The sequence below is a fragment of the Modestobacter italicus genome (genome assembly GCF_019799965.1).
GTDB classification, from domain to species: domain Bacteria; phylum Actinomycetota; class Actinomycetes; order Mycobacteriales; family Geodermatophilaceae; genus Modestobacter; species Modestobacter italicus_A.
This window is the reverse complement of record NZ_JABGCJ010000001.1, coordinates 807,568-826,033: the sequence shown is the minus strand read 5'-3', so window position 1 is coordinate 826,033 and position 18,466 is coordinate 807,568. Positions and strand designations below refer to the sequence as shown.

At 75.2% G+C, this 18,466-nt stretch carries 19 protein-coding genes; 7 read left to right on the top strand and 12 right to left on the bottom strand.

Going from position 1 to position 18,466, the window contains the following annotated elements:
• Window positions 1-487: 487 nt before the first annotated feature.
• The 9 genes from HLA93_RS04005 to egtE form a co-directional block, all read right to left on the bottom strand.
• Window positions 488-1,189: a hypothetical protein gene (locus tag HLA93_RS04005; RefSeq protein WP_222192948.1), complete on the bottom strand. Its 702-nt coding sequence runs from the start codon at window positions 1,187-1,189 to the stop codon at window positions 488-490.
• Entirely contained in the window at window positions 1,186-2,106 is a 921-nt protein-coding gene (locus tag HLA93_RS04000) for an ABC transporter ATP-binding protein (RefSeq protein ID WP_222192947.1), read from the bottom strand. Before HLA93_RS04000 ends, HLA93_RS04005 begins: the two co-directional genes overlap by 4 nt.
• Window positions 2,103-2,465 (bottom strand): GntR family transcriptional regulator, encoded by a 363-nt coding sequence (locus tag HLA93_RS03995; protein WP_222192946.1) that lies wholly within the window; start codon window positions 2,463-2,465, stop codon window positions 2,103-2,105. The genes HLA93_RS04000 and HLA93_RS03995 overlap by 4 nt, the downstream gene beginning before the upstream one ends.
• A gap of 375 nt (window positions 2,466-2,840) precedes the next feature.
• On the bottom strand, window positions 2,841-3,005 hold the full coding sequence (locus HLA93_RS03990; protein WP_222192945.1) for a hypothetical protein: 165 nt from the start codon (window positions 3,003-3,005) through the stop codon (window positions 2,841-2,843).
• Between the two features lie 79 nt (window positions 3,006-3,084).
• Window positions 3,085-3,870, bottom strand: coding sequence for an anti-sigma factor (locus HLA93_RS03985; RefSeq protein ID WP_222192944.1), 786 nt, complete (start codon window positions 3,868-3,870; stop codon window positions 3,085-3,087).
• On the bottom strand, window positions 3,851-4,429 hold the full coding sequence (locus tag HLA93_RS03980; protein ID WP_308127927.1) for an RNA polymerase sigma factor: 579 nt from the start codon (window positions 4,427-4,429) through the stop codon (window positions 3,851-3,853). The genes HLA93_RS03985 and HLA93_RS03980 overlap by 20 nt, the downstream gene beginning before the upstream one ends.
• Window positions 4,430-4,500: 71 nt before the next feature.
• Entirely contained in the window at window positions 4,501-5,160 is a 660-nt protein-coding gene (locus HLA93_RS03975; protein ID WP_222192942.1) for a class F sortase, read from the bottom strand.
• Window positions 5,161-5,186: 26 nt separating this feature from the next.
• Window positions 5,187-6,002, bottom strand: a complete 816-nt coding sequence (locus HLA93_RS03970) for a DUF4397 domain-containing protein (RefSeq protein WP_222192941.1) — start codon at window positions 6,000-6,002, stop codon at window positions 5,187-5,189.
• A gap of 79 nt (window positions 6,003-6,081) precedes the next feature.
• A complete protein-coding gene (gene egtE / locus HLA93_RS03965; protein ID WP_308127926.1) occupies window positions 6,082-7,224 on the bottom strand; it encodes an ergothioneine biosynthesis PLP-dependent enzyme EgtE in 1,143 nt (380 codons plus the stop codon).
• Between the two features lie 164 nt (window positions 7,225-7,388).
• Between egtE and HLA93_RS21400 the strand changes: the two genes are divergently transcribed.
• The 6 genes from HLA93_RS21400 to HLA93_RS03935 all read left to right on the top strand — a co-directional run bounded on the left by HLA93_RS21400 (window position 7,389) and on the right by HLA93_RS03935 (window position 13,301).
• Window positions 7,389-8,363, top strand: coding sequence for an anti-sigma factor RsbA family regulatory protein (locus tag HLA93_RS21400; RefSeq protein WP_222192939.1), 975 nt, complete (start codon window positions 7,389-7,391; stop codon window positions 8,361-8,363).
• A gap of 1 nt (window position 8,364) precedes the next feature.
• A complete protein-coding gene (locus tag HLA93_RS03955; protein ID WP_222192938.1) occupies window positions 8,365-8,874 on the top strand; it encodes a DUF309 domain-containing protein in 510 nt (169 codons plus the stop codon).
• A gap of 17 nt (window positions 8,875-8,891) precedes the next feature.
• Window positions 8,892-10,370, top strand: coding sequence for an NAD-dependent malic enzyme (locus tag HLA93_RS03950; protein WP_246625504.1), 1,479 nt, complete (start codon window positions 8,892-8,894; stop codon window positions 10,368-10,370).
• A 71-nt stretch (window positions 10,371-10,441) separates the two neighbouring features.
• On the top strand, window positions 10,442-11,608 hold the full coding sequence (locus HLA93_RS03945; protein ID WP_222192937.1) for a MalY/PatB family protein: 1,167 nt from the start codon (window positions 10,442-10,444) through the stop codon (window positions 11,606-11,608).
• 138 nt (window positions 11,609-11,746) lie between these two features.
• On the top strand, window positions 11,747-12,616 hold the full coding sequence (locus HLA93_RS03940; protein ID WP_222192936.1) for an Fpg/Nei family DNA glycosylase: 870 nt from the start codon (window positions 11,747-11,749) through the stop codon (window positions 12,614-12,616).
• Window positions 12,617-12,632: 16 nt separating this feature from the next.
• A complete protein-coding gene (locus tag HLA93_RS03935; RefSeq protein ID WP_222192935.1) occupies window positions 12,633-13,301 on the top strand; it encodes a haloacid dehalogenase in 669 nt (222 codons plus the stop codon).
• Here the strand turns inward: HLA93_RS03935 and HLA93_RS03930 are convergent.
• From HLA93_RS03930 to HLA93_RS03920, 3 genes are all read right to left on the bottom strand, one after another.
• Window positions 13,285-14,478 (bottom strand): MBL fold metallo-hydrolase, encoded by a 1,194-nt coding sequence (locus tag HLA93_RS03930; RefSeq protein ID WP_222192934.1) that lies wholly within the window; start codon window positions 14,476-14,478, stop codon window positions 13,285-13,287. The two genes, HLA93_RS03935 and HLA93_RS03930, sit on opposite strands and share 17 nt — an antisense overlap.
• A 118-nt stretch (window positions 14,479-14,596) precedes the next feature.
• The gene (locus HLA93_RS03925; RefSeq protein WP_222192933.1) at window positions 14,597-17,059 is read right to left on the bottom strand and encodes an ABC transporter permease; all 2,463 of its coding nucleotides are present in this window, start codon (window positions 17,057-17,059) and stop codon (window positions 14,597-14,599) included.
• 5 nt (window positions 17,060-17,064) lie between these two features.
• Window positions 17,065-17,835: an ABC transporter ATP-binding protein gene (locus tag HLA93_RS03920; protein WP_222192932.1), complete on the bottom strand. Its 771-nt coding sequence runs from the start codon at window positions 17,833-17,835 to the stop codon at window positions 17,065-17,067.
• 150 nt (window positions 17,836-17,985) lie between these two features.
• Here HLA93_RS03920 and HLA93_RS03915 point away from each other — a divergent pair, with 150 nt between their 5' ends.
• Window positions 17,986-18,387: a hypothetical protein gene (locus tag HLA93_RS03915; protein WP_222192931.1), complete on the top strand. Its 402-nt coding sequence runs from the start codon at window positions 17,986-17,988 to the stop codon at window positions 18,385-18,387.
• Window positions 18,388-18,466: the final 79 nt, after the last annotated feature.

The window sequence follows — 18,466 nt, the reverse complement described above, 5'->3', positions numbered from 1 at the left end:
TAAGCCTTTCAGCGCCGATGGTACTGCCCGGGGGACCGGGTGGGAGAGTAGGACGCCGCCGGACATAACTCCCAGGAACGGGGTCACAGCTACGGCTGTGACCCCGTTTCTGCATTCCGGGACTCGAATGGCTCGGGATGCCCAGGTGGGGAGCCGGCCACAGCGATCACGTCTCGGGTCGCTCCCGCCGGAGTTTCGCCGAAGAGGCCCTCGGCGGCTGTGGCGGACCCCCGGCCATGCCGTCGTCTCCAGCTCGGCGGGTTCGTGGTCCGAGGGCGTGCCCCCGTCGCCCTGCTGGTCTGCGCACTCCGGTCCGCAGGTGGCCGGCGGTCGTCCGGTGGTCCGTGCGATGGGACCGGCGGTCGCTTCCCTCCGCCCGTGCGTGGACTGATGCCTCAGTGCGCGTAGTTGCGTCACGGATACAACTGCAGGCAGCCGAACGGCCGGCGCGCGGGTGCGGCCGGCCGTCGGGTCGTGCGGGGTGAGTTCACGGGACCGCTCGGCGCAGGCCCAGATAGGTGAGAGCCGCGAGGGCGATCCCGAGCACCGCTGGCACTCCGAGTGTCATCGACTCGACCGACCGGTCGGTCAGCCACGTCCACAGATCGGTCCACGCCTGCTGCCACGTCACCAGGACGACGGTGGCTCCGGCTACGAGGAGCACGCCGATCGTCAGGGTGTAGAGGCCCATGGCGCCCCAGCGCTTGAACGTCACTCCGATGCCCGAGCCGAGGAAGCAGGCGGCGAGCATCGGCAGTGTGAAGACGGCCACCTGCAGCGCCGGGTTGCCCACGTCGATCGCGCCGGGTGCCCAGAAGTCCAGGCCGACGCCCCAGCCGTTCGTGGCGTTCTCCACCGCGGTCAGCACCGTGAGGGCGACGGCGAACACCAGCGACTGGACGAGCGCCGCCAGCGCCGTCCCGAGGTAGTAGGTGCGACGGCTGAGGCTGAGCCCCAGGGCGAAGGGGAAGACCTGGGTGACCAGTTGGGCGGAGACGACGACCACGGTGATGTACAGCGAGGCGATGCCCCCGGTGTTCGCGCTGGCGTCGGGCTGGGCGTCCAGGTCGGCGAGGCCCCAGATCGCCAGGTTGATGGCGAAGGAGAGGCTGACGACCATCCACGGCACGCCGAGGGAGACGATGGGGTTCGCCGCCTGGAGGCGGGCGGCGCTCAGGACGCGGTTCATCGGGGAGCTCCCTGCAGGGCCTGGTGGTCGGTGGGGGCGGCGGCGCTCGGGCTGGCAGACAGGCTCATCCCGACGACGAGCTGCTGGAGGGACGTGCGCTCCACGCTCAGCCCCAGGTCGGTGGCGTCCCGGGAGGCGGTCGCCGTCCGGGTGCGGACGATCGCACGGGACTGGCCGGCCAGTGACTCGGTCGTGAGCAGCTCGTGCGCGGACCCGAACGTGGCGACCTGCCGGGCCGGGCCGGTGACCGTCAGGGCGGAGGCGCGCAGGGCCTCCGCATCGGCGTCCAGCAGGACGCGGCCGTGATCGATCAGGAGCACGTGCTCGAGGAGGTCGCTGATCTCCTCGATCAGGTGCGTGGACAGCACGATGGTCCGCGGGTGCTCGGCGTAGTCGGCGAGGAGCCGGTCGTAGAACTGCTGTCGGGCCACGGCGTCCAGCCCCAGGTAGGGCTCGTCGAACAGGGTGACCGGCGCGCGGGAGGCCAGGCCCAGCACGATGCCCACCGCGGAGTTCATGCCGCGGGACAGCTTCTTGATCTGGCGCTTGCGAGGCAGGTCGAAGTCGCGCACCAGGTCGTCGGCCAGGTCGGCGTCCCAGTCCGGGTACAGGGTGGCGGCGGCGCGGAGGGCGTCACAGACCCTGAAGTGGTCGGGGTACCGCTGCCCCTCCTTGATGAAGCACAGCCGGCTGAGGACGGCGTCGTTCTCGTACGGCTCCTGGCCCAGCACGCGCACCCGACCGGACGTGGGCACGCGGTGGCCGGTGAGCAGCTGCATCAGCGTGGTCTTGCCGGCGCCGTTGCGGCCGAGGAGGCCGGTGATGGTGTCGGCCTGTATCTCGGTGGAGACGTCGGTCAGCGCGGTGTGGCCACGGAAGCGCATGGTGACGCCCTCGAGTGCAGCGGCGGTGGTCATGCCCGGCTCCCCCGCTCGCGCAGCATGGCGGCGATCTCGGTGATGCTGATGCCCACCTTGTCGGCCTCGGCCAGCAGGGGGGTGAGGTACTGGTCGGCGAACTCGCTGCGGCGCCGCTTGAGCAGCTGCTCGCGAGCGCCGGTGGCCACGAACATCCCGACTCCTCGTCTCTTGTAGAGGACCCCGTCGCTCACCAGCTGGTTCAGGCCCTTGGCTGCGGTGGCGGGGTTGATGCGGTGGAAGGCGGCCAGCTCGTTGGACGAGGGGGCCTGGCTCTCCTCGGCGAGGGAGCCGTCGACGATCGCGTCCTCGAGCTGGGTCGCGATCTGCCGGAAGATCGGGCCGGCGTCGTCGTTCATGCCGGTCCGGCGCGAACGAGGCGTCTCCGGTTCGCCGGTTCATTACTCATGTAATGAACCATAGGACCATGAGCACCGCGCGGGCAAGGGCTCGTGAGCCGGTGGTGGTGACGCACCAGCCACTCGTCAGTCCTGCGGCCGCGCGGATCGGCGTGGTGCCCCCACGTCGATGGTCGCCGGGCCGGGATGCCGCCGACGTCGGTCGGGTCGCGCCGGCGATGGACCGGTCCGCAGGGGGCATGCGGGTCGTGGGGCCGCTGAGCCTGCCCCGCCCCGTTCGCGGCGGAGCAGAGCCTGGAGACGGCACCGCCCCCCTCGGCCGGCGGAGCGGCGGAGGGGGGCGGCGGCGGTACGGGCCGGACGTCCGGCGGGGCACTACTGGCTGCGCTGCTCGCCCTCCTCCCGGGCCGCCTGGTCGAGCACCTGCGGGTCGTCGGCGACGCCGCCGGCCGGGTCGGCGTTGCCCAGTGCCGTCTCCGCCGGGAGCTGCTCGACGTGCTGCCGGGCGCGGGCCTTCAGGTCGTCGTCGGACTGGGTCATGGGTCCTCCTCGGGCTGGTGGGGTGCGGCCGCGCGTGCCGTACCCCGCGCGCCCGGGCAGAACCGCCGCCGCCTGGGGGTCAGCGGGACAGCTGGCCGCGGACCACCGAGACGCCGGAGTGGGTCGGGTCGCCGTCCAGAGGCTCGATCGAGACGTCGACCACCGGGTAGGACACCAGGTCCAGCCCCTCGGGGAGCGGCAGCACGGTGTCGCCGGCCCGCACCGAGCCCAGCGGCACCATGCGGACGGCGTCGGGCTTCAGCAGCCAGACCTCGTAGTAGCCGTCGTCGAGCGCCGGTGCGTCCAGGTCGATCCGCAGCGACCGCACACCATCGGCCTCCCGGACCTGGGCCCGTCCGGAGGCGGTCCGTTCGTCCAGGGGGTCCAGTGCGGCCTGCGCGACCACCGACCCACCCGCGTCGTCGCCGGTCAGTGCCACCACGGTGCCACCGGCGACCGCGCCGACCAGCACCGCGGCGGCCGCGGTCAGCCACCGGCTCCTGGACCAGCCACCGGACCGGGGACGCAGCGGCAGCACGTCGGCCGTCGGCGGCTCTCCCCCTGGCGTGGCAGCGGGCGACTCTGTCGCCGGGGCCTGGGGCGGCTCCGTCGTGGGCGTCACCGCGGGTCGTGGCAGGCTGGTCGCGCCGGTCGCGGCGGCGATGGCGTCCCACACCCGCGGCGGCGGCGCCACCTCCGGGCCGGTGGCCGAGAAGGCCGGGACGGCGAGGGCGTCGACCCCGCGCTGCAGCGAGGCCACCTCGGCCCGGCAGGCGTCGCAGCCGTCCAGGTGGGCGGCGTCCTCGGCAGGCAGCTCCTCGCGGAGGGCGGCGAGCGCGAGCTGCTCAGGACTGCAGTGCTGCACCGTCGGCCTCCAATCGGGTGCGCAGGCGCTCCAGGGTGCGCCGGATGTGGCTCTTGACGGTGCCCAGCGGGATGCCGGTGCGGGCGGCGATCTGGGTGTGCGTCAGGTCGTCGAAGAACGCGAGCTCGATGATGGTTCGTTGTGGTTGGCCGATCCGGTTCAACTCGCCGAGCAGCAGCACCCGGTCGGCGACCATGCCGTCCACCGCGTCGGGTTGGGTGCTGCCCGGCCGGCTGCGGGCGTCGGCCGTGGCTGCCTCGGTCTGCCGCCGCTGGCGCTCGCGTCGCGCCCAGGAGTCGGCGATCTTGTGGCGGCAGACGCCCACCAGCCAGGCCGGCAGCGGGCCCTGGGCGGGCGAGTACCGCTCGCGGCCGGTCCAGGCGGAGATGAAGGTCTGCTGGGTGACGTCCTCCGCGTCGGGGCCCGGGCCGAAGGCGCGCACGGCCATGCCGTGCACCTGGCCGGCCCACCGCTCGTAGGCCCAGGCCAGCGCACGTTCGTCACCGGCGCGGAAGAGGCGGGCGACCTCGGCGTCGTCGGGCTCGGGGGGCGTCTGCACGACTCCCGCCGGTCCTCCCTCCACAGGCCGACCGTAAGGGGTCACGGTCGGAGCGCCCCGGGTGGACGCGCTCATCGCAGGGGTTCGGCCACCACGACGACGTTGTCGCGGTAGCTGCGGTACTCGGGCAGGAACGGGCCGCCGCAGGTCACCAGCACCAGCCGGGGCGGTCCTTCCCGGGAGAACAGGGCGTCCAGCGGGAGCTGCTGCTTGGTGATCAGCTCCCGTGACGTCACCCGCCAGCGGGACGTCGTCCCGGCGTCGTCGGTGACCAGCACCTCGTCGCCGGCCTCGGCGGTGCGCAACGGCGCCAGCGCGCCCAGGCCCTGCTCGCGGTCGTCGACGTGCCCGGCCAGCACGGCCGAGCCGGCCTCGCCGGGGACCGGGCCGAAGCGGTACCAGCCGACCCGTCCGACGTCCCCGGGCAGGGCCATCTGGCCGTCGCCGGCCACGCCCATCGGGTCCAGCGGCGCTTCGACGCCCCTCGCCGGGACGGTCACCCGGACCGGCGCCGGGGCCCGCGGCACCGCGGCGGGCGCGGCGTCGCGGGTCTCCACGGCCGGCGCCGGCGCCGCCGCCCCGGAGGACGACGGCGCCGGCGGACCGGTCGCCTCGAGGGCCTGCGCGACCGGTGTGCCCGCCGTCGCCGGCGGCCGGGTCAGTTCCCAGCTGACGGGCACACCGACGGCCAGGGCCAGGCCCACGGCCACGCCGGCGACGGCCTTGCGCACGGCCGGTCGTCCTCGGGGCTGCCGGGTCAGACCCGGCTGGTGACCAGGCGGCGGCCGGCCACGGCGGCACCGGCCAGGCCGAGCACCGACAGGCCGACCAGCGGCAGCGGCAGTTCGTCGTCGACCAGGCCGGCCGAGCCGCCGGGCACACCGGACGGGCTGGAGTGCAGCCCGGTCACCGTCTGGGTGGCCAGCTCGTAGCCGGCGTCACCGGAGCCCCACGCGTAGACGATGGTCGAGGTGCCCTCGGCCAGGGCCAGGTCGGCCGGGCCGATCGCCACCGTGTCGGTGCCGGCGAGGGTCACGTCGGCGGTGATCGTGCCGGCCGGGACCGTCAGCGTCGCCTCGTTCGGGTTGGTCAGCCCCGGCGCGACCACCGTGCCACCGGCCCGGACGTCGACGGCGGGAGCCGCGGCGGTGTGCCGGACGGTGACCCGCGCCTGCCCGGCGGGGACCGCGGAGGTGTCGTTGACGAACGGGGTGAGCGCCGGCTGGCCGGCCTCGGTCAGGTGCGCGACCACGGTGGCGTCGGCGCCGGCCGGGACCGCCACGTCCATCGCGGACAGCAGGGCCTCGCCGGACGCGTCCGCGGCGTCGGCCGGGTAGAGCGCCAGGTCGTACTCACCGGCGGGCAGCTCGAGCGGCCCGGCGAGCGTGCCCGGTGCGAAGTCGTCGATCAGCCGCTCGCCGTTGGCGTAGACGTCGACCGGGGTGTCCGGGATGCCGTGCAGGACCGAGACGGTCGCGGTGTGCGAGTCGGCCAGCGCGGGCGTGGCGGCGAAGAGCAGGGCGAACGCGCCGGCGGTGCCGGCGGTCAGGGCGATCGGGCGGGTCCTGTCCACGATGACGTTCCTTCCGTTGGGGGACTGTCACCCACCTCTTCCGCCCCACCCGCCCCAGCGGATGCAGCCGATCGGAGAGTCAGCCGAGCAGGGCGGTCGCCAGGGTGTCGAGGTCCTCGACCGTGGCGTCCACGTGCGGGGACACCCGCAGCACCGGGCCGGTGAGCTCGCGGGGCGCCCGCTCGCGACCGGCGGCCACGGTGAGCACGCCGTGCGCGGTGCGCAGGCGGGTGGCGACCTCGCGCACGTCGACGCCGTCCGGCGGGACCAGGGTGGTGATCGCCGTCGGCTCGTCCAGCGGCTCGGCCGCCCGCCAGCCGCGCCGGCCGTCCAGTCGCTCCCGGGTCGCCCGGCCGAGCGCGGCCAGCCGGGCCCGCACCCGGTCCGGCCCGGCGGCCAGGTGCTCCCCGATCGCCAGGGTGAGCCCGACCCGGCCGGCGACGTGCGCGTCGTGCGACTCGTACGCGCGGGCGTGGTCGACGCCGACGCGCCGGTCGTCGTAGATCTCCGGCGGCAGCACGGGGGTCAGCTGCGCGGTGATCGACGGCCGCATGACCAGGAAGCCGACGCCGCGCGGGCCGGTGAGCCACTTGCGGCCGGTGCCGTAGACGACGTCCGCGCCCAGGTCGCAGTCGACGTGGCCGAGCGCCTGGGCGGCGTCGAGCACCAGGGGCACCCCGGCCGCCCGGCAGAGGGCAGCGATCTCCCGGCCGGGCTGGAGGACGCCGCGGTGGCTGCCGACGAGGGTCACGTGCACCAGCGCCGGCGGGTCGTCGCGCAGCACCCGGGCCAGCCCGTCGAGGTCGGCCCGGCCCACCGCGTCGGCGGGCAGCAGCACCGGGGTCAGCCCGGCGTCGGCGAAGACCGCCGCGTTGTGCCAGTACTCGCCGGGCAGCACTCCGATCCGGGTGCCCGGGGCGAGCCGCCAGCGGGAGACCAGGGTGCGCACCGACGTCGAGGCGCTCTCGGTGAACGCGACGTCGGCGGCGGCCAGGCCGACCAGCCCGGCGAGCACCGACCGGCCCTGCTGCAGCAGCCCCTCGGCGGCGGCCTCGGCGACCGCGCCGCCGATCTCCGCCTCGTGCCGGGCGTGCCGGGCGACGGCGTCGAGCACCGCGGTGCTCTGCCGGCTGCACGAGGCGCTGTCCAGGTGGGTGCCGGCGAACTCGGGGCGGGCGGCCCGCCAGGAGGCGGCGAGGTCGTCGTGCGGGAGGGTGCTCACCTGGCGACCGTAGGGGAGCGGTGGTGGGCCCGGACAGGCCCGCTCACGGCACGGGCACATGCACCGGCCAGGTCACGCCTAGGTCGCCGCCCGGCCGGGTAGGGAGTCGATGGACACGGCTGCCACCACGGCGGCCCGCGACGGCAGGACGGGGATCAGCACGCATGGACGGGGCAGCCGGGTCCGGCCGACACCGGGCGCTGATCGCCGCCTCGGACGAGGAGCTGGTCGACGGCACGGTGGCCTTCGTCTGCGCCGGGCTGGACGCGGGGGAACGGGTGGTGGTGGCCTGCACCGACCAGACGCTGGAGCTGGTGCAGAAGGCGCTCGCCGACCGGCCGCAGGTCGTCTGGTCCGACTGGGCCGAGGTGTACGGCAACGGCCCCGCCGCCGCGATCACCGCCGTCCGCCGGCTGGGTGAGCGGCACCGCGACGCGGGGGACGCCGCCGTCCGCGTCGTCCTCGAGCCGTTCGCCGGCCCCGACCCGGAGACCTGGCGGGAGTGGCAGCGCTACGACGCCGTGCTGGACCACCAGCTCGTCGAGGCCGACCTGTCCGGTGACGCCCCGCTGCTGGTGATGTGCCTGGTCGACACCCGGCGGGTGCCGGCGCCGCTGGTCGACGCCGCCCGGGCCACCCACCCGCTGCTCCAGGTGGACGGCGTGGAGCAGGCCAACCCCGACCACGTCGACCCGGCGGAGTACCTCACCTCCCTGCCGGTGCCGCCCGAGCCGTTGGAGTCGACCGAGCCGCTGGTGGAGGCCGACTCGGTGCGCGACCTGCGGGGGCTGCGCCGGGACCTCGCCGTGCGCGCCGGCGGCGCCGGCCTGCCGCAGGGCTCGGAGCCGGCCCTGGAGGACTTCCTGCTCGCCGTCGACGAGATGACGACGAACGCGCTGCGGCACGGCCGGCCACCGGTCGACCTGCGGCTGTGGGCCGACTCGGCGCGGCTGGTCTGCACGGTCACCGACCACGGCTCCGGACTGCGGGACCCGTTCATCGGCTACGGGCCGGCGCACGGCGACGACCTGTCCCTGGGCGGGATGGGCCTGTGGCTGGCCCGTCAGCTGTGCGACCACGTGGACATCACGGTCACCGACGACGGGGTGCGGGTCCGGCTGACCACCGTGCTGGGCTGAGGTGCCCGGCGTCCCTCGCGACCGGGACGAGGCCGGTCGCGCACGCAACGCCCGGCCCCGCGACGCGCTGGGCCGCCCGCTCCCCTACGGCGCCGAGGGGGAGCCGCGGGCGCCGGAGGGCGTGGTGCGCGCCCCGGCGGAGACGCTGCGCGAGGCGCAGCGGCTGCTGGACGCCGGCCGCCCGTTCCACGCCCACGAGGTGCTCGAGGACGCCTGGAAGACCGGGCCGGACGACGAGCGGGACCTCTGGCGCGGCCTGGCCCAGCTCGCCGTCGGCCTGACCCACGCGGCGCGCGGCAACCGGGCCGGGGCGGCCACGCTGCTGAGCCGGGGCGCCCGGTCGCTGGGCACGGCCGGCGAGGCCGCCGCACGACACGGCGTGGACGACGACGGGCTGGTCGCCTGGGCAGGCCGGCTGGGCGCGGCCGCGGTCGGAGAGACGCCACTGGACCTCACGCCGCCCGCACTCCTTCCGCGAAGCGGGAATGATGCCCCGACTGGTGGAATCTAACCTGCGGTGCTGTCAGGATGAGCGGCGTGACGGCCATCACCCCTGACCAGTCCACCGTGCCCGTCGTCCACCGCGGGCCGGTGACGTCGGCGTCCTACTCGATCACCGTGCGGCTGACCGCCGACGGTGACCCGGCCAGCGTCGGGCGGATCGCCACCGCAGTCGGTTCCGCCGGCGGCGCGGTGACCGCGATCGACGTCGTCGAGTCCCGTCCGGACGGTCTCACCGTGGACGTGACCTGCTCGGCCGCCGACGCCCAGCACTCCGAGGAGGTGGTGGCAGCCCTGGACGCGGTGGAGAACGTGCACGTCCGCAAGGTCAGCGACCGCACCTTCCTGCTGCACCTGGGCGGCAAGCTGGAGGTGGCCTCCCGGGTGCCGCTGAAGACCCGCGACGACCTGTCGATGGCCTACACCCCCGGCGTCGCCCGCGTCTGCATGGCGCTGGCCGAGCACCCCGAGGACGTCCGCCGGCTGACCATCAAGGGCAACACCGTCGCGGTGGTGACCGACGGCTCGGCGGTGCTGGGCCTCGGCGACATCGGGCCGGGCGCCTCGATGCCGGTGATGGAGGGCAAGGCCGCGCTGTTCAAGCGGTTCGGCGACATCGACGCCTGGCCGATCGCACTCGACACCCAGGACGTCGACGAGATCGTGCGCACCGTCGAGCTGATCGCTCCCGGCTTCGGTGGGATCAACCTGGAGGACATCTCCGCGCCGCGCTGCTTCGAGATCGAGGCCCGGCTGCGCGAGAAGTTGGACATCCCGGTCTTCCACGACGACCAGCACGGCACCGCGATCTGCGTGCTCGCCGCGCTGCGCAACGCGCTGCGGGTGGTGGACAAGCAGCTGACCGACGTCGCGATCGTCGTCGCCGGCGGCGGCGCGGCCGGGACGGCGATCGTCACCCTGCTGCTGGAGGCCGGGGCGACGAACGTGCTGGTCTGGGACCGGGAGGGCGTCCTCTCCCCGGACGACGAACGGCTCTCCCCGGCCAAGCTGGACCTGGCCCGGCGCACCAACCCCGGCTGCCGGCGCGGCGAGCTGCCCGACGCGCTGGTGGGCGCCGACGTCTTCATCGGCGTCAGCGCGGCCAACGTCATCCCGGCCGAGGCGCTGGCCGGGATGGCAGAGCGGGCGGTGGTCTTCCCGATGGCCAACCCGACCCCGGACGTCGACCCGGTGCGGGCCCGGCAGTACGCCGCCGTCGTCGCCTCGGGCCGGTCGGACCTGCCCAACCAGATCAACAACGTGCTGGCCTTCCCCGGCGTCTTCCGCGGGCTGCTCGACGCCCGGGCCAAGGAGATCCGCCCCGGCATGCTGCTGGCCGCCGCCGACGCGCTGGCCGCGGTCGTGGGCGACGACCAGCTCAACGCCAACTACATCATCCCCAGCGTCTTCGACCCGGCCGTCGCGACCGCGGTGGCCAGCGCGGTCGAGGAGTCGGCCCGGGCCGAACCCGGGGCCACCGCCGACGTGCCCGGCGACACGGACTGACGTCCCCATCCGGCCGTGTTGGCCAACATGGCCGCTGTCCGGTCGGCGGCGGGGCGGGCCAGACTGACCGGGTGGACGACGACCTCCCCGCCTCCTTCGACGCGCTCAGCGAGGACTCGCTGCGCGCGGCCGGCAGCCTGAAGTGGACCCGGTACGGCGAGGCGATCGGCGCCTTCGTCGCCGAGATGGACTTCGGGACGGCGCCGGTGGTCACCCGCGCCCTGCACGAGGCCGTCGACGCGGCGGCGTTCGGCTACCTGCCCGCCGCCACGCAGCTGGCGCTGGCCCGGGCGTGCGCGCAGTGGCAGCAGCAGCGGTACGGCTGGGACGTGCCGGCCGAGCGGGTCGCGCCGCTGGCCGACGTCGTCGCCGGGCTGCAGGTGGCGGTCAACCACTTCACCCCGGCCGGCGCCCCGGTGGTGCTGCCGACCCCGGCCTACATGCCCTTCCTCAGGGTGCCCGGGGAACTGGGCCGCGCGGTGGTCCAGGTGCCGATGGTGACCGGGGAGGATGGCCGGCTCGGCTACGACCTGGCCGCGCTCGACGAGGCGCTGACCCCCGGCGCGCTGCTGGTGCACGTCAACCCGCACAACCCCACCGGCCGGGTGTTCACCGAGGCCGAGCAGCTCGCGCTGGCCGAGGTGGTCGACCGCAACGGCGCCCGGGTGTTCTCCGACGAGATCCACGCCCCGCTGGTGCTGCCGGGCGCCGTCCACCGGCCCTACGCCGCCGTCTCGGAGCTCGCCGCGGGGCACACGCTCACCGCCACCTCGGCGTCCAAGGCGTGGAACCTGCCCGGGCTCAAGTGCGCGCAGCTGCTGCTGTCCAACGACGCGGACGCCGCGCGGTGGGCGGAGGTCTCCGAGCGGCCCGAGCACGGCTGCTCGACGCTGGGGGCGATCGCCAACGCGGTGGCGTTCACCGAGGGCGGTCCGTGGCTGGACGGCGTCCTGGCCTACCTGGACGGCAACCGCCGGCTGCTGGCCGAGCTGCTCGCCGAGCACCTGCCTCAGGTGCGGTACACCCCGCCCGAGGGCACCTACCTGGCCTGGCTGGACTGCCGTGAGCTGGGCATCGGCGAGCCGCTGGCCGAGTTCTTCCTGCGCGAGGCCGGGGTGGCCCTGGTCGACGGCCCCGAGTGCGGCCTGGCCGGCGGCGGCCACGTGCGGCTCACCCTGGCCACCCCGCGCCCGGTGCTCCGCACCATCGTCGAGCGGATGTCCACCGCCGTCCGCTGACCCGCGACGCTCGGCCATGTTCGCCAACATGGCCGGGGTTGCCGGCCGACCCCACGACCCACCCCAGGGGCAGAAATGGCCATTTCTGCCCCCGGCTGGGGGACGACGGGGACGGCGTTCGGCGTGGATCATGGGCGCGTGCCCGAGTTGCCCGAGGTGGAGGCGCTGGCGGCGTTCCTGCGGGAGAACGCCGTCGGCCGTGTGATCACGCGCGTGGACCTGGCCGGCGTCCAGGCGATCAAGACCTTCGACCCGCCGCTGTCCGCGCTGGCCGGGCTGGAGGTGACTGGTGCCTTCCGGCACGGCAAGTTCCTGGACCTCGACGTCTCCGGGCTGCACCTGGTGGTGCACCTGGCCCGGGCGGGCTGGCTGCACTGGCGGGAGAACCTGCCCACGGCCCCGCCCAAGCCGGGCAAGGGGCCGCTGGCGCTGCGGGTGCACCTGGAACCCCGCGAGGGCGAGCTGCCCGAGGGGTTCGACCTCACCGAGCAGGGCACGCGCAAGGGGCTGGCGGTCTACGTCGTCCGGTCGCCGGCCGAGGTGCCCGGTGTTGCGCGGCTGGGCCCGGACGCCCTCGAGGTGGACACCGAGACGTTCGGGGCGCTGCTGGCCGGCCGGCACACCCAGCTCAAGGGCACGCTCACCGACCAGACGGTGCTGTCGGGGATCGGCAACGCCTACTCGGACGAGATCCTGCACGCCGCCCGGCTCTCGCCGTTCAAGATGGCCGACAAGGTCACCGACGACGAGCTGCTCCGGCTGCACACCGCGATGCGGGAGACGCTGACCGGCGCGCTGGACCGCCAGCTCGGCCAGCGGGCGGCGACGCTCAAGGGCGAGAAGCGGGCCGGGCTGCAGGTGCACGCCCGCACCGGCCTGCCCTGCCCGGTGTGCGGGGACACCGTGCGCGAGGTGTCCTTCGCCGACACGTCACTGCAGTACTGCCCTACCTGCCAGACCGGCGGCAAGCCGCTGGCCGACCGCCGGATGTCCAAGCTGCTGCGCTGAGCGCAGGATGGGGCGCATGCCCCTGGTGACCTTCGACCTGTTCAGCGCGCTGATCGACTCCCGGAGCGGCGGGTCGGCGGCGTTCGACGCACTCGCCGCCGGGCGCGGCTGGGAGGTGTCCGGCACCGACCTCTACGACGACTGGGACGCCCGCAACAAGGCCTCGCAGAAGGACGCCGAGGAGTGGGTGCCCTTCGCCGAGCACTGCCGCCGCGCCCTGGCCGCCACCTACGCCGCCCGCGGGCTGGACGCCGACGCCACCGCCGACACCCTCGCACTGCTGGAGTCGCTGCCGGACTGGCCGCTGTGGCCGGACGTCGGCCGGGCGCTGCCGCTGGTCGCCGAGCGGCACCGGGTGGGGGTGCTGTCCAACGTCGACGACGACCTCTTCCGCCGCACCCGCGCCGCCGGGCTGGTCGACGACGACGCGGTGCTGACCAGCGAGCGGCTGCACGCCTACAAGCCGCACGCCGAGCTCTACCAGCGGGCGGCGGCGGCCGGCGTCGACGTGCACGTGCCGGCGTCGGCCCGGGACACCCGCGGGGCCCTGGAGGCCGGATTGGCCGTCGTCCGGGTGCGGCGAGCCGGGCACCGGGTCGACCCCGAGGGCCCGCAGCCGCAGCACGAGGTCGAGGACCTGGCGGAGCTGCCCGCCGTCCTCGACGCGCTCACCGGCGCGGGCTGACCCGGCGGAGCGGACCGGTCCGTACCGGCGCGCCGTCCGCCTCGCCAGCTGCCTCGTCGGCCGAGCCGACCGCCGTCCACCAGTCGCGCAGCGGCGGCGGGGAGAGGACGTCGACCCGCTCGCCCGGCTGCGGCACGACCACGGTCACCCCGCGGGCGTCGGCGGCGGTGAGCAGCCGCTGCACCGGCTCGGCCCAGCGGTGGAAGGCCAGGTTGAACGTGGCCCAGTGGATCGGGACCAGCACCCGGCCGCCGAGGTCGCCGTGCGCCCGCACCGCCTCCTCGGGGTCCATGTGGATGGCGTGCCAGGCGTCGTTGTAGGCGCCGATCGGCTGCAGGGTCAGGTCGAAGGGGCCCAGCCGTGCGCCGATCCCGGCGAAGGCCGGCGTGTAGCCGGTGTCGCCGCCGAAGAACACCCGGTGCCGCGGCCCGGTGACCACCCAGGACGACCAGAGCGTGGTGTCTCGGGACAGGAACCGGCCGGAGAAGTGCCGCGCCTCGGTGCAGGTGAGGGTGAGCCCGGCGACCGTCGTGGCGCCGTCCCAGTCCAGCTCCACGATCCGGTCGTCCGGCACGCCCCAGGCGCGCAGGTGCGTGCCGATCCCCAGCGGGACGACGAACGGTGCGGACTGCTCGCGCACCAGGGCCCGCACCGTCGGCAGGTCGAGGTGGTCGTAGTGGTCGTGGCTGATCAGCACCGCGTCGACCGGCGGCAGGCTCTCCACCGGCACCGGTGGTTCGTGCAGCCGGGCCGGGCCGATCAGCGGGGACGGCGAGACCCGCTCGCCCCAGACGGGGTCGACGAGCACCCGGTGGCCGTCGACCTCCAGCAGCGCGCTGGAGTGGCCGAACCAGGTGACCGCCAGCTCTCCGGCCTGCTCGGGCAGCTCGGGGGAGACCAGCGGGATCGGCCCGCCGGGCAGCCCCTTGTGCCGGTCCTCGTGCCACTGGCGCAGCAGCCCGTCGCGGGCGTTCGCCGGGGCCAGGGCCGGGGTGGGCAGGTTGTTGTGGAACTTCCCGTCGGAGAACTGCGGTGACCCGGTGACGGTGGGGCGCAGCCGGCGGCGGCTGGCGCCCAGGGCGACGGGCAGGCCCCAGGCGGCGCGGGCGACCCAGCTCACGCCGCCCAGCAGGGCGGTGGCAGCGGTGGCGGTGACGGCACGGCGGAGGAACGGCACGCCCCCAGCATCCCCCGGCCGGCTGTGTCCCCGCTGGACGGCCGTCGTCGCCCGGCTGCCGGCCAGGGGACGGCGAGGGACCGGGGCCTTCGGCCCCGGTCCCTCGCGTCGTGCGGGCTCAGCCGGCGATGGCGGCCACCGGCGGGGTCTTCGCCGCCCGGCGGGCCGGCAGCACCGAGGCCAGCAGCCCGGCCACCGTCGCGATCAGCACGATCGCCAGCACCTGCAGCCACGGGATGCTGATCACCACCTCGCCGATCTCCCCGAGCGCCGAGGCCGCCCCGACCAGGCCGTAGGCGCCACCGACCAGCACGCCGAGCACCGCGGCGACCCCGGCGACCAGCACGGCCTCCCAGGCCAGCAGACCGCGCAGCTGGCCGCGGGTCAGGCCCAGCGCCCGCAGCAGCCCGCTCTCCTGCCGCCGCTCCACCACCGAGAGGGCCAGGGTGTTGCCGACCCCGATCAGCGCGATGAGCACGGCCACGCCGAGCAGCCCGGTGACCACCAGCAGCAGGACGTCGACCACCTGGTCGATCGCGGCCCGCTCGCTGGCCAGCCCGGTGACGAACGAGGTGGGCAGCGCGGTGCCGGCCAGGTCGGTGACCTCGTCGATCACCGCGGTCTGGTCGACGTCGTCGGCCAGCCGCAGCCACATGGTGTCCACCGGTGCACCGGGCACCAGGGACTGCAGATCGGTGTCGGTCAGCAGCGGGTAGGCGGACTCGCCGTCCGCGACGGTGAGCGTGCGGGAGCGGTCGCCGGCGGTCAGGGTCAGCGACTCACCCGGCTGCACCCCCCAGGTGTCGGCGCTCCACTCGTCCAGCACGACCTGCCCCAGCTCGGGGAGCGCCATGTCGGACGTCGAGCGCAGCACCGGCAGCGCCTGCTCCACGTCGATGCCGGCTGCCCAGGTCTCCATGCCGTCGGGCCCGGTCAGCGTGGCCGCGGTCAGCCCGGTACTGGCGACGACGCCGTCCACCGATGCCAGCTGGGCCTGCAGCGCGCTGGTCACCTCCTCGTCCGAGCCGTCGACGATGACGTCGGTCGGGTACTCCGCAGCCAGACCGGCCTGCGCGGTGGCCCGGGTGGAGCTGGCGCCGACGACCATCGCCGTGGTCAGCGTCACCCCGATCAGCAGCGCCGTGGCGGTGGCCGCCGTCCGGCGGGGGTTGCGGGTGGCGTTGCCGGTGGCCAGCCGCGCCGGGAGCCCGCCGAACCGGCCGAGCAGCCGGCCCGCCGCCGCGACGATCGGCGGCACCGCCCGCTGGGCGAGCAGCAGCAGGCCCAGCGAGCTGAGCACCCCGCCGGCCAGCGCGACCAGGATGGACGCGGAGACCACGCCCAGCACCATCAGCGCGACGCCGGGGACGGCGAGCAGCAGGCCGGTGACCAGGCGAGCGACGCCGCCGCGGGAGCGAAGCGGTGCGGGGTCGGTGGGCCGCAGCGCGGCGAGCGGGGCGACCCTCGTGGCGGCGCGGGCGGGGGCCAGGGCGGCGACCAGCGTGGTGAGCGTGCCGACGGCGAGGCCGACCCCGACGGCGTACAGCGGGACGGACACCCCGGAGAGCGGGATCGGTGAGTCCATGCCGGACACCACGGCCGAGACGGCGGCGGAGAGCCCGATGCCGGCGAGCACGCCGATCACCGAGGCGACCAGTCCGGTCAGCACGGCTTCGCCGAGCACGCTGCGGCGCACCTGCCCGGCGGTCGCACCGACGCAGCGCAGGAGCGCGAGGTCGCGGGTCCGCTGCGCCAGCAGGACGGCGAACGTGTTGGCGATGACCAGCCCGGCGACGAGCACCGCGATGGTGGCGAACACGAGGAGGGAGGTGGTGAGCCAGGTGGCGTCGCCGGTCAGCGCCGCGACCGACTCCTCGGCCTGCTCGGTGCCGGTGCGGACGGTGACGCCCTCACCCGACAGCGCGGCGCGCACCTCGCCGATCAGGGCGTCGGGGTCGGCGGCGGTGGTGCCGGCGACCCGCAGCTCGGTCGGTTCCGTCGCGCCCCAGGCCTGCGCCTGGTCGGCGGTGACGTAGGCCTTGCCGTAGATCCCGGCGGTCGGGTCGCCGCCCAGGTCGACCACGCCGGTCACGGTGGCGTCGGTGGTGGTCGCGGTGCCCTCGTCGTCGTAGGTGGTCACCGGGAGGACGTCGCCGACCTCGGCGCCGACCCGCTCGCTCACCGCCACCTCGCCGTCGCGGACCGGCAGGGCGCCGGCGGTCAGCTGCTGCCAGCGCAGCTGCGGGTCGGCGGCCACCGACTCGACCAGCAGGTACTGCGCGCCGGTGCGCCCGGGGGCGACCGCCTGCACGGAGGTCTGCCAGGTCGGGTCGACCGCCTGCACGCCGTCCAGCCCGGTGAGCGCGTCGACCTGCCCGGCCAGCCCCGTGCCGCTGTCGGAGGTGACGACCACGTCGGTGTCGACGTACTGGGCGCCGGCCGCCTCGAGCACGGTGGCCTTGGTGGTCTCGTTGAGCACCAGGGTGGCGACGACGAAGCCCACGGCGATGACGATCGCCAGGGTGGAGGCGATCAGGCGGGGCAGGTGCGCCCGGATGCTCGCCAGCGTGACTGCTCGCATGGCGGTCAGGCCCCCAGTCCGCGCAGCGCGTTGATGATCGAGTCGGTGGTCGGCTGGTGGACCTCGCCGGCGAGCCGGCCGTCGGCGAGCAGCACGACGCGGTCGGCGTAGGCGGCGGCCACCGGGTCGTGGGTGACCATGACGACGGTCTGGCCGGTCTCGCGGACGCTGGAGCGCAGCAGGTCGAGCACCTCGGCGCCGGCGTGGGAGTCCAGGTTGCCGGTGGGCTCGTCGGCGAAGACGACGTCCGGGCGGGGGAGCAGCGCGCGGGCCACCGCGACGCGCTGCTGCTGCCCGCCGGAGAGCTCGTGCGGGCGGTGCTGCAGCCGGTCGCGCAGGCCGAGGCGGCCGACGACGGCGTCCATCCACGCCCGGTCCGGGCGCTGCCCGGCCAGCTGCATCGGCAGCAGGATGTTGTCCTGCGCGGAGAGCACCGGCAGCAGGTTGAACGACTGGAACACGAAGCCGATCCGCTCGCGGCGCAGCTTGGTCAGCTGGTCGTCGCGCAGGCTGGTCAGCTCAGTGTCACCGAGCCAGACCTGGCCGGCGGTGGCGGCGTCCAGCCCGGCCAGGCAGTGCATGAGCGTGGACTTGCCCGAGCCGGAGGGGCCCATGATCGCGGTGAACGCCCCTCGGTCGAAGCTGACGTCGACGCCGGCCAGCGCGTGCACCGCAGTCTCACCGGAGCCATAGGTCTTGCGCAGGTCGCTGGCGCGGACGGCGGCGGACACGGTCGACGCGGGCTCACCCGGGACGGTCATGACGGGGACGGACACTTCGGCCTCCAGAGGCGGTGATCGGGACGTGATCACGTTCTCGCCTCCAGACCTGCGCCCGCGTCGCCGCACGGGCTGGTCTGTGCGAGCGCGCCGCTGCCCCCGGGGGCGGAGGGACTGTCATCCTCCGGGCTGACGAGGAGGGGGCAGATGATCGAGCGGCTGGGCGATGGCGCCTCGGGGCGCGAGCGGCTGGCGCCTGCCGACGGCGAGCAGCGGGTGCCGCGGTGGCTGTTCGTCGCGATCTCCCTGCTCACCCTGGGGTGGCTGGGCGCCGGGCCGCTGCTCGCGCTCAGTGCCGTGCTCGGCACCTGGGACCTCTACGGCGAGGCGCCCACCGCAGCCGAGACCGCCGCCGCCCAGCGGGACGCCGTGCTCGCCACGGTCGTCGGGGCCGGCTGCCCCGGCCTGGCCTGGTACCTGGCCGCCCGATGGCGGCGGGGGGGTCGCGCAGGCGGTGTTCGGCGTCGGCGCCGTCGTCGGGCTCGTCGTGGGCCTGCTCGTCCACGGCGCGGTCTCACCCGACGTCCCGGACGCCCCTGCCCGGGATGACGGACCCCACTACTGCCAGGAGCACAGTGGCGGCGACGCGACGTGCCCCGGCGGCTGACGCCGGGCGGAGGCCCCGCCG

Coding starts and splice junctions, on each gene's coding strand:
- HLA93_RS04005 (WP_222192948.1), bottom strand. CDS start 1,189: ATGAACCGCGTCCTGAGCGCCGCCCGCCTCCAGGCGGCGAACCCCATC.
- HLA93_RS04000 (WP_222192947.1), bottom strand. CDS start 2,106: ATGACCACCGCCGCTGCACTCGAGGGCGTCACCATGCGCTTCCGTGGC.
- HLA93_RS03995 (WP_222192946.1), bottom strand. CDS start 2,465: ATGAACGACGACGCCGGCCCGATCTTCCGGCAGATCGCGACCCAGCTC.
- HLA93_RS03990 (WP_222192945.1), bottom strand. CDS start 3,005: ATGACCCAGTCCGACGACGACCTGAAGGCCCGCGCCCGGCAGCACGTC.
- HLA93_RS21400 (WP_222192939.1), top strand. CDS start 7,389: ATGGACGGGGCAGCCGGGTCCGGCCGACACCGGGCGCTGATCGCCGCC.
- HLA93_RS03950 (WP_246625504.1), top strand. CDS start 8,892: ATGAGCGGCGTGACGGCCATCACCCCTGACCAGTCCACCGTGCCCGTC.
- HLA93_RS03935 (WP_222192935.1), top strand. CDS start 12,633: ATGCCCCTGGTGACCTTCGACCTGTTCAGCGCGCTGATCGACTCCCGG.
- HLA93_RS03925 (WP_222192933.1), bottom strand. CDS start 17,059: ATGCGAGCAGTCACGCTGGCGAGCATCCGGGCGCACCTGCCCCGCCTG.
- HLA93_RS03915 (WP_222192931.1), top strand. CDS start 17,986: ATGATCGAGCGGCTGGGCGATGGCGCCTCGGGGCGCGAGCGGCTGGCG.